The organism is Sphingobium sp. (assembly GCF_035511395.1).
GTDB lineage: Bacteria > Pseudomonadota > Alphaproteobacteria > Sphingomonadales > Sphingomonadaceae > Sphingobium.
In genome coordinates, this window is the sequence record NZ_DATKFP010000285.1 from 1 (window position 1) to 8200 (window position 8200).

Consider the following 8200-nt stretch of genomic DNA (forward strand, 5'->3'; position numbering starts at 1 on the left):
TGATCCGATGGCCGAATTCGTGCCGGTCGAATCGGCGCAGGGGCCGTTGCTCGTCTTCACCGGCCAGATGGATTATCGCCCCAATGTGGAGGCGGTGGAAAGCTTCGCCCGTGAAACCCTGCCGCTCGTCCGCGCAGCCCATTCCGATGTCCGCTTCGCCATTGTCGGGCGCAATCCGGTCAAGTCGGTACAGGCGCTGGCCGATCTGCCCGGCGTGATCGTAACCGGCGGAGTGTCCGATGTGCGCGGCTGGCTGGCGACCGCGGACGTCGTCGTCGCGCCGCTGCGGATCGCGCGCGGCATTCAGAACAAGGTGCTGGAGGCGATGGCGATGGCCCGCCCGGTCGTCGCCTCGTCGCAGGCGGCCGAAGGCATCGACGCTTGCGATGAATCGCATCTGCTCGTCGCCGACGATCCCGCGCAGGAGGCGGAGAAGATCATCGCCCTCCTGGCCGACCCGGCCCGTGCGGAGCGGCTTGGTCAGGCCGCCCGGACCAGGATGGAAGAGCGCTACCGCTGGTCGGCGACGCTCAAACGGCTACCCGACCTGTTGTTTGGCCCGGCTCCGGTCGCGGACGCGGTGGCATGACGGAACGCGCGTTGATGCCCGACCGCCTGCCACTGGTCGACCTTACCGGCTGGCGCGGCCATCTCACCGCACTGGGTGTCGTTGCCTTCGTCATCCTGTCGCTTTTCCTGGATGATGTCTGGAGCATGGTGTCGATCTGGTGGAACGCTTCCACCTTCGGCCATTGCCTGTTCATCCCCTTCCTCATCGCCTGGCTGGTGCAGCAGCGGATGCCCGGCCTGCGCCAGTTGCAGCCGGTCGCCTGGACGCCGGGGCTGCTCTGGCTGGGCGCAGGAGCCTTTGCCTGGTTGCTGGGCGCGGCGGCGGGGGTGGCGATGATCCGCCATGGCGCGCTGATCGTCATGCTCCAGGGCGCGACCATCGCGCTGCTCGGCCCGGCTGTCGGCCGCGCGCTGCTCTTCCCGCTTTTCTATGCCTTCTTCATGGTGCCCTTCGGCGAGGAGATCGTGCCGCCGCTGCAACTGGTGACGGCGCGGCTCGCCATGCTGCTGCTCGATCTGTCAGGGGTGCCGGCGCATATGGAGGGCATTTTCATCACCACGCCGACAGGTTATTTCGAGGTTGCCGAAGCCTGTTCAGGCGCGAAATTCCTGATCGCGATGACCGCCTATGGCACGCTGGTCTGCAACGTCTGCTTCACCCGCTGGTCGCGCCGCATCCTCTTTATGGCCGGCGCGCTCGGTCTGTCGGTGCTGGCCAACGGCGTGCGCGCCTTCGCGACCATTTTGGTTGCCCACCTGACGACGGTCGATGCGGCGGTCGGCTTCGACCATGTCGTCTATGGCTGGGTCTTCTTCGCGATCATCATGATCGTGGTCATGGCTACCGCCTGGCCCTTCTTCGATCGCAAGCCGGGCGATCCCTGGTTCGTTCCGCGCGCCTTGCAGGGCGATGAGGTCCGCAACGGCCCGGTCGGCAGGGTGGCAGGCGGCGCGCTGACGCTGGTGATCGCCGCGCCGCTCTGGCTCGCTGCCACTGCCGCAGCCGCCGATCCGCTGCCCCCGGTGCTGGAGATGCCGGCGGTCAGCGACTGGACCCGGACCGATGTACGGCAGGCCTATCCCTGGAAGCCTCGCTTCGATGGCGCCGACCACTTCGTCAGCGGCCGCTATCGGAATGCGCGAGGCCAGATCGTGGACCTAGCCATCGCCACTTATGACCGGCAGGAGGACCAGCGCGAACTCGTAGGCTTCGGGCAGGGGGCGGCCGATCCGGACAGCGAATGGGTCTGGTCCTCGCCGGCCCGCGCCCCTTCCGATGCGCGTGGTGAGCAGATCACTGCACCCGGTCCGGTGGTGCGCCATGTGGTGAGTTTCTACGCCGTGGGCGGCGGCGCCCCGACCGGCAGCAGGCCTGCGGTGAAGCTCGAAACCATGAAGGCCCGCCTGCTGGGACAGGATCAGCGCGCCATCGCCATCCTCGTATCGGCGGAAGAAGGCGAGGGGCACCCCTCGGACGCGGCGATCGCCGCCTTCCTCACTGATCTCGGCGATGTGCAACTTCTGGCTGACCGCAGCATCGGTATTCGCTAGAGCCTATTCGCATGTGCGGCTTAGCGGGCATCTTCCACCTCGAAACGGCCAAGCCGGTCGACCCGGCGCGGGTGCGCGCCATGCTGGACACGATGCTGCATCGCGGCCCTGACGGCAGCGGCATCTGGACCGCGCCGGGCGTGGGCCTTGGCCATCTGCGCCTGTCGATCATCGACCTGGCTGGCGGCGCGCAGCCGATGCTTACGGAGGACGAAAGTCTTGCCGTCGTGTTCAACGGTGAAATCTATAATTTCGGTGAAGTGCGCGAGGAACTGGAGGCGAAGGGCCATGTCTTCCGCACCAGCAGCGATACCGAGGTCATCTTGCACGGCTATCGCCAATGGGGCGAGGAGTGCGTCAGCCACTTTAACGGCATGTTCGCCTTTGCCCTGTTCGACGCGCGGGCGCAATCGCTCTGGCTGGCGCGCGACCGGCTGGGGGTGAAGCCGCTCCATTATGCACTGCTGTCGGATGGTAGCCTGATCTTCGGATCAGAACTGAAGAGCCTGCTCGCCCATCCGCTGCTGCGCCGCGCGCCCGACCTGTCGGCGGTGGAGGATTATATGGCCTACGGCTATGTCCCGGACGATTCCTGCCTTGTCGCCGGCGTGCGCAAGCTGGGCGCGGGTGAGACGCTGCGGCTGGTGCGCGGTCGGTCCCTGCCGCAACCACAACGCTATTGGGACGTCAGCTTCGCTGATCGCAGCAAGGCCAAGCCGGAGGCGCTGGAAGAGGAACTGGTCGCCCTGATGCGGCAGGCGGTCCGATCCCGCATGGTGGCCGACGTACCGTTGGGTGCCTTCCTGTCGGGCGGCGTCGACAGCAGCAGCGTGGTCGCACTGATGGCCGAAGCATCGAACCGCGCAGTCAAGACCTGCACGATCGGCTTCGACGTCGCCAGCCTGGACGAAACCGCCTATGCCGATCGTGTCGCCCGTCGCTTCGCTACCGACCATCGCAGCCGGATCGTGTCGCCCGACGATTTCGGCCTGATCGATACGCTGGCCTTCCATTTCGACGAGCCTTTCGCCGACGCCTCCGCGCTGCCCACCTATCGCGTCTGCGAACTGGCGCGCGAACAGGTGACGGTGGCCCTTTCCGGTGACGGCGCGGATGAAGCGTTCGCTGGCTATCGCCGGCACCGTTTCCAGATGCAGGGGGAACGGCTGCGCGGGTTGATCCCGGCCTCGGTGCGCCAACCGTTGTTCGGCACGCTGGGCCGCCATTATCCCAAGGCCGACTGGGCGCCGCGCGTCCTGCGCGCCAAGTCGACCTTCCTCGAACTGGCGGGGGAGGGCGGCGACGCCTATGCCGCCTCGGTCGGGGTGACGCCCCACGCCCTGCGCCAGCGCCTGTTCAGCCAGGACATGAAGAGCCGTCTCGGCGCCTATCGGGCCGAGGATCGCTATATCAAGGTTATGGCGAACGCGCCCGCGCGCGATCCGCTCGACCGGGCGCAATATGCCGACATCCGCATCTGGCTGCCCGGCGACATCCTCACCAAGACAGACCGGATGAGCATGGCCGTCAGCCTGGAAGCGCGCGAGCCGCTGCTGGACTATCGGCTCGTCGAGTTCGCCGCCCGTCTGCCCGTCGCCCAGCGCATTCGCGGCAACAGCGGCAAATATCTCATGAAGAAGGCGATGGAGCCGTTCCTGCCACAGGACATTCTCTATCGCCAGAAAATGGGCTTCGTCACCCCGATCAGCGCCTGGTTCCGCGGCGCACTGGCGGGCGAGGCGACCGCGATCGCGGGCGGATCGGCGCTGGCCAGGACCGGCTGGTTCGACACGAAGATGCTGGCGAAGGTCGCCGCCGACCATCGGTCCGGCGTGTCCGACCATGGCCGGCTGCTCTGGCAATTGCTGATGCTGGACAAGGCGCTGACGCGGTTGTTCGGGGTGTAATTCACACCGCCCGTTCGTTTCGAGCGAAGTCGAGAAACGGACAGGAAGCGCTTCCCGTTTCTCGACACGCGCGCAACGAACGGAGACTGCGTAAGCGTGCCCCCTTGCAACCCACGCCCGCCGGTGCCAACGGGACGCATGACGAAAATCAGGACGCATCCGTGACAGTCTCGAAGGAAATCGTGCGGCTGCGGCTCTATGCGCTGTGTCTGGCGGGGGACATGGCGGGCCTGTTCTGCGCCTTTCTCGCCGCCAATTATTTCGTGTTGGGCGCGCTCTGGGGGGAGCCGGGCAAGCCGCATGGGCTGGTGATGTTCGCCATGGTCGCGCCGCTCTATGCGCTGCTGGCGGTGCAGGGCGGCGCCTATGGCATCAACACGCTCGATCATGTCCGGCGCGGCATCTTTCGCTCGCTGCTGGCATTGGCGCAGGCGGCCTTGCTGATGCTGCTGATCGTCTATCTGGGCAAGATCGCCGAGCAGCTGTCGCGTTTGACCTTCCTCGCCGGCCTTGTGCTGGGCGCGGCCACGCTGGCCATCGTCCGCATCGCGGTGGCGCGTCTCGCCGTCAGCCTGCTGGGCGATGTTCCGCACCTCACCGCCGTCATCATGGACGGTGTGGAGATCGAGACCGGCCCGCATATGGACATCATCCAGGCCGACGCCGCCAATCTCCATCCCGAACGCCATGACGCCGACATGGCGGCGCGGCTGGCGGCGGCGGTGGGCATGGCGGAACGGGTGATCGTCGCTTGTCCGCTCGAACGGATGGACGACTGGTCGGCGGCGCTCAAGTCGCTGTCGGCCCGTGGCGAGATCGTCGTGCCCGAACTGCTGCGCTTCGCCCCGGCGCGGGTGGATGAATTTGACGGTCAGCCCACCATCATTGTCGCTGGCGGTCCGCTCCAGTTCCGTGATCGCCTCATCAAGCGCCTCTTCGACTTGATCGTCGCCAGCGTCGCCACTATCCTCCTGTCGCCGGTCCTGATCGGTGCCGCGCTGGCGGTGAAGCTGACCAGCCCCGGCCCGATCCTGTTCCGCCAGCCCCGCATCGGCAAGGATGCACGCCCCTTCTCCATCTACAAGTTCCGCTCGATGCGCACCGAGGCGAGCGACCACAAGGCCGCGACGCTCACGAAGCGCGACGATGACCGCGTGACCCGGGTCGGCGCCTTCCTGCGCAAGACCAGCATCGACGAACTGCCGCAGCTGTTCAACGTGCTGAAGGGCGACATGAGCATCGTCGGCCCGCGCCCGCACGCCGCCGCCGCAAAGGCGGGCGACAGCCTCTATTGGGAGGTCGACGCCCGCTACTGGGAGCGCCATTGCATCAAGCCGGGCATGACCGGCCTCGCGCAGGTGCGTGGCCATCGCGGCGCCACCGATCATCATCAGGATCTGATCGATCGTCTCCGCTCCGACCTCGAATATGTCAGCGACTGGTCGATCTGGCGCGACCTGCGGATCATCGTCGCGACGCTGGGCGTGCTTGTCCACCACAAGGCTTATTGAGCCGATGGCGACCAACCTGATCCTCGCCGCGATCCTGCTGCTCTGTCTGGTGGCGGTGGCCTGGCCCTTCCTCTTCTACCCGCTGATCCTGCGCGCGCTGCCGACCCGGCCGGAACAGCCGGTCGCGGAGGCGGCGCCCGGCGCATCCCTGCTCTTCTGCGCCTATAACGAAGCTGACGCCATGCCGGACAAGCTCGCCAATCTGGCGATGCTCAGGCGTCGCTATCCTGCGCTGGAATTCCTCGCCTTCGACGATGGCTCGTCCGACGGCACGGGCGATCTGATCGCGGCACAGGACGGCCTCGTCACGCTGATCCGTGGTCCCGGCCGCAGCGGCAAGGCGCATGGCATGAAGCAGCTGGCGGCGCGGGCGCGGGGCGATGTGCTGATCTTCACCGACGCCAATGTGCTGCTGGACGAGGAGGCGGTCGAGCGGCTGCTCGCCCGCTATGCCGATCCCGATGTCGGCGGCGTGCTCGGATCGCTCCATTATGTCGGCGCGAATGAAAGCGCCACCGCCTCGGTCGGGTCGCTCTACTGGCGGCTGGAGGAGAAATTGAAGGACGAGGAATCGCGCACCGGCAATGTGCTGGGCGCGGATGGCTCGATCTTCTCGATCCGGCGCAGTCTCTATCCCGAATTTCCCGATAGCGTCCTGGACGACTTGACCGTGTCCATGGCGGTGGTCTTTGCAGGCAAGCGGCTGGTCAAGGCGAAGGACGTCATCGCCCGCGAACGGCTGGTGACGGCGCGCAAGGACGAATATCGCCGCAAGGTCCGCATCGCCGCGCGCGCCTGGCACACGCACAGTCATTTGGCGCCGCAACTGCGCCGGATGGCCGCGCTCGACCGCTTCAAATATGCCTCGCGCAAGATCGTCCGCTGGTTCGGCGGCGTCTTCATCCTGATCGGCGCGGTTGCGGCAGGGGCGCTGGCACTGCGCCTTTCGCCGATGCTCTATATGGCAGGCGCGTTGGCTGTCGTCTTCGCCGTCTGGATCGGCGTCCGCTCGAAAAGCGGCCCGCTCGCGGCGCTGGTCGACGTGCTGATCGCCTATGCCGCCACCTTGCAGGGCGTGCTCAAGGCGATGAGCGGGCGCACCGTCACGACATGGAACCCCGCCAAGTCGCGCTGAGCCTCTCGCCAAGGCTGCGCGATATTGTATAGGCCGATCCTGACCCCAAGCGGAGAATGACGTGATTACTGTCCAGCGGGTGGCCAAGGCCGCCGGCAAGTATCTGACCAAGACGGCGCTGAAAGCCCGCAAGGCGCTGGGCGCGCGCGCAACACGCGGCTGCCCGGCCTGCGGCGCGACCGTGGTCGGCTTCTTCCGCTATGGCGACAATGGCGAATGGGGTTGCCCCGAATGCGGCGCCTCCCCGCGTGAGCGGCTGATGAACTGGCTGATCGGGGAGGGTCGGCTGATCGTCCCGACCCAGGGCGCGATCCTGCACATGGCGCCGAATGAAGGCAGTCTGGTCAAGCGCTTCTCCGCCGCCGCCGACTATGTGCCCGCCGATCTCGATCCCGCGCGCTACACGGTGCCGAACATGCGCCGCGTCGACCTGATGGATCTCGCCGACAGCGACCGTTACGACCTGTTCTACGCCAGCCATGTCATGGAGCATGTGCCCGACGACATGGCCGTGCTGCGCAACATATTGCGGGCGCTCAAGCCGGGCGGCGAAGCCTGGCTGATCGTCCCGCTTTGGGACAAGCCGACCGAGGATGGCAGCTTCGATATTCCCCCGCGCGAACGCGAACGCCGCTTCGGCCAGTGGGATCATGTCCGCCAATATGGCCCCGACTTCGCCGACCGCATCCGCGTTGCGGGATTCGAGCTGGAGGAGATCGACGCCACCGCGATCGATGTCGCCACGCGTCATTTCTACGCCCTCGACGACCGGCTGTTCAGGGCGCGCAAGCCCGCATGAACCGGCTCGCACGGATGGAGGGCAGCGCCCGCATCCTGGCCCTGGTGAAGCTCGCCAATGTCGGACTGGTGCTGATCTGGGGCTTTGCCGTCACCTTCGTCTTCGTGCGCGTCCTGCCGATCGCCGAGTTTCAGGCCTTCCTACTGCTGGTCGCCTTCGGCAACTTCACCATTTCGGCCGAGTTCGGGCTGACCAGCATCATCTATGCCCGGCTGCGTCAGCATTGGCTGGGTGGCCGCCCAAGCGAGGGGCGGGGCGCGGCGGATGGCGGCTTCCGGCTGGAGGAAATGGGGGTGCTGTTCCTGTTCCTCGGCCTGCTGGTCGCGGGCGGGACGCTGATCCTGATCGCGGCGCTGGTCATGGGATGGCTGGCGACGGGGATGCCCTTGCTGTTCCTGCTCTTCTTCCTGTCGGCCTGCCTCAACCTGCCGGGGCTGCTCGCCAAGCGGGCGCTGGCGGCGGTCGACGGCAATTTCCTGTGGGAAGGGCTGGACTGCGCGCGTCGGGTCGTAACGATCGGGCTGCTGCTGGCGATCCTCGCCGGGATGGACCCGCGCCTGTCGGTGGCGCTGCAACTCATCGCGAGCATCGTCGTGATTGGTTATGCCATCGCCCATGTCCATCGGCGGCTGAACATGACCCACCGCCACTGGCTCGCCTTCCGGGTCGGGGGTGGTCATGTTCGCGCCCATTATCTGCGCGATATCGGCGCGTCGGCGGCGTGCAC

Annotated in this window: 6 protein-coding genes and 1 pseudogene; all 7 read left to right on the forward strand. The window is 66.6% G+C overall.

The annotated features are described in order from the left end of the window. Nucleotides 1-589, forward strand: a 589-nt coding sequence (locus VMR39_RS20180; RefSeq protein WP_325418407.1) for a glycosyltransferase, incomplete at its 5' end; no start/stop codon positions are given. Next, a complete protein-coding gene (gene xrtA, locus VMR39_RS20185) occupies nucleotides 586-2121 on the forward strand; it encodes an exosortase A (protein ID WP_325418409.1) in 1536 nt (511 codons plus the stop codon). The genes VMR39_RS20180 and xrtA, both read left to right, overlap by 4 nt. An 11-nt stretch (nucleotides 2122-2132) precedes the next feature. After that, nucleotides 2133-4028 (forward strand): XrtA/PEP-CTERM system amidotransferase, encoded by a 1896-nt coding sequence (locus VMR39_RS20190; protein WP_325418411.1) that lies wholly within the window; start codon nucleotides 2133-2135, stop codon nucleotides 4026-4028. Nucleotides 4029-4189: 161 nt separating this feature from the next. Beyond that, nucleotides 4190-5539 carry a sugar transferase gene (locus tag VMR39_RS20195; RefSeq protein WP_325418413.1) on the forward strand — a complete coding sequence of 450 codons (1350 nt, stop codon included), beginning with the start codon at nucleotides 4190-4192 and terminating at the stop codon, nucleotides 5537-5539. Nucleotides 5540-5543: 4 nt separating this feature from the next. Next, nucleotides 5544-6674 (forward strand): glycosyltransferase, encoded by a 1131-nt coding sequence (locus VMR39_RS20200; RefSeq protein ID WP_325418415.1) that lies wholly within the window; start codon nucleotides 5544-5546, stop codon nucleotides 6672-6674. A gap of 61 nt (nucleotides 6675-6735) precedes the next feature. Further along, a complete protein-coding gene (locus tag VMR39_RS20205; protein ID WP_325418417.1) occupies nucleotides 6736-7473 on the forward strand; it encodes a class I SAM-dependent methyltransferase in 738 nt (245 codons plus the stop codon). Further along, nucleotides 7470-8200, forward strand: a pseudogene (locus VMR39_RS20210) (hypothetical protein); the annotation flags it as partial. The gene VMR39_RS20205 and the pseudogene VMR39_RS20210, both read left to right, overlap by 4 nt.

Coding starts and splice junctions, on each gene's coding strand:
- VMR39_RS20200 (WP_325418415.1), top strand. CDS start 5,544: ATGGCGACCAACCTGATCCTCGCCGCGATCCTGCTGCTCTGTCTGGTG.
- xrtA (WP_325418409.1), top strand. CDS start 586: ATGACGGAACGCGCGTTGATGCCCGACCGCCTGCCACTGGTCGACCTT.
- VMR39_RS20190 (WP_325418411.1), top strand. CDS start 2,133: ATGTGCGGCTTAGCGGGCATCTTCCACCTCGAAACGGCCAAGCCGGTC.